1 protein-coding gene is annotated in these 443 nt (G+C 30.9%); it reads left to right on the forward strand.

Features of this window, described 5'->3' with window-relative positions; translation table 11 throughout:
• Nucleotides 1–204 precede the first annotated feature (204 nt).
• The coding region (locus CP352_RS10770; protein ID WP_143465304.1) for a MerR family transcriptional regulator at nt 205–443 on the forward strand (239 nt) is incomplete at its 3' end.

The following is a 443-nucleotide window of genomic DNA, read 5'->3' on the forward strand; positions in this document are numbered from 1 at the left end:
AAAGAAATTACTGATTGCGTTCATTTAGTCCTCCGAAATTTGTATAAAGTGAACATTCACTTAAAATTATACAGTGAATGTTAATGATTTCAATAGGAAAAGAGTAAAATATTTGCTTTTTGAAGTTTTTTCAGGAAAATTTAGCTTATTCTTGACTCTGACGTAGCGTAAACCCGTATATTTAAGTTGTGAGGTGAGAAAGTAATGTCAGAATATACAATCGGAGATTTAGCAAAGAAGTTGAACATAATCACTAGAACCATTCGCTATTATGATCAAAAAGGTTTGGTAAAACCCAGCAGAGTGAGTGAAAGTGGCTATCGCTTATATTCTGCTAAGCAGGTAAAGCAATTAAAACTGATTATCTTTTTAAAAGAACTAGGCTTTTCACTAAAAGATATTCAAAAAATATTAGAGGATAAAAATGGTGATAAGCTGATCGA

This window comes from Lactobacillus sp. UMNPBX1, assembly GCF_002554085.1.
Lineage (GTDB): Bacteria > Bacillota > Bacilli > Lactobacillales > Lactobacillaceae > Lactobacillus > Lactobacillus crispatus.